General features: G+C 39.5%; 1 protein-coding gene. It reads right to left on the bottom strand.

Annotated features, from left to right (window positions below; all coding sequences use genetic code 11):
- On the bottom strand, positions 1-544 hold a 544-nt coding region (locus ACFIL8_RS12590), incomplete at both ends, for a tyrosine-type recombinase/integrase (RefSeq protein WP_375690120.1).

Below are 544 nucleotides of genomic sequence, written 5' to 3'. Positions count from 1 at the left end.
TAAGACCAGAAAAGAGAAAACCATTCTTTTCAAAGGGGAAAGTTTTTTCAATAACTCTCAAAGCTTCATCACTTAGTGGCACGCGAAAGTCTGAAACTTTCCCTACAATACCTTTCATGTTTTCTTTTGGTATCGTCCATATATTTTTGTCAATTTGTTCAAGACGCAAATAGCGCAATGGATATGACCGTGCGCCTGTCAAAATCAATAACTTCAGTGCTAAATTTGAAAGGATCTTATCATCCAAGCTTTGATAAAATGCCGGAACCTCTTGCCATGGCATAGCAGGAATATTTGTTGATGTCGCACGTGGTTTTCCTAAAAGAGCGCGTGCTTTCATACAAGCCTGTAGATCAACATCTAAACCAAGAGCCGCAGCATATTTCAAGCAAATATTGATACGGTTAAGTGCTTTTCGCGCTGTGTCTGCTTTTTCATGCCAAAGGGGTGAGAGAACATTGCGAATGATATTGGCTGTTAATTTTTCTATAGGTAAATTACCTATGTGTGGAATCACGTGCAACTCTAGTGGAGAAAACCAGCG

The organism is Bartonella sp. AP57NXGY, from assembly GCF_042195805.1.
In the GTDB taxonomy this organism is placed as follows: Bacteria; Pseudomonadota; Alphaproteobacteria; order Rhizobiales; family Rhizobiaceae; genus Bartonella.
The sequence above is the reverse complement of the archived record's forward strand: the minus strand, read 5'-3'. Positions and strand labels throughout refer to the sequence as shown.